The sequence below is a fragment of the Alcanivorax sp. HI0044 genome, from assembly GCF_001634945.1.
The window spans coordinates 1-380 of record NZ_LWEZ01001433.1 but is presented as its reverse complement, the minus strand read 5'-3'; the positions used below and the strand labels follow the sequence as shown (position 1 = coordinate 380).

Genomic DNA, 380 nt, shown 5'->3' with positions numbered 1-380 from the left:
GAACAGCGTTTCGATGCCCAGGGTGGCCCGGCCACTGTCAGCCTCTCCGTGGGCGTGGCGGATTATCGGGACGGCGAAAGTGTCGATGAGCTGCTTAACCGGGCCGATCAGGGGTTGTACAAGGCCAAGTCCGGGGGGCGGGACCAGAGCCAAGTGGCGTGAAAAGGCAGTTAATAGTTAATAATGAATAATTAATAGTTACGCGGATGGAATGCCCCGGAAAAAGTAGACACCTTCATTTGGAGAGAAGGTGTCATGAAATACAAAGCCAAGCGCTACTTCAGCGATGATTTCAAACGCGAGGCCGTGCAGGCCTCGCTATCCACCACGCAGACACAGTCCGCACTAGCTGGCAAGCTAGGCATACACCCAAAGTTGTT

The 380-nt window shown here is 54.2% G+C and carries 1 protein-coding gene; it reads left to right on the top strand.

Translation table 11 applies throughout. The annotated features are described in order from the left end of the window. On the top strand, positions 1-162 hold a 162-nt coding region (locus A3730_RS29910), incomplete at its 5' end, for a diguanylate cyclase domain-containing protein (RefSeq protein WP_156501290.1). Between the last annotated feature and the right edge of the window lie 218 nt (positions 163-380).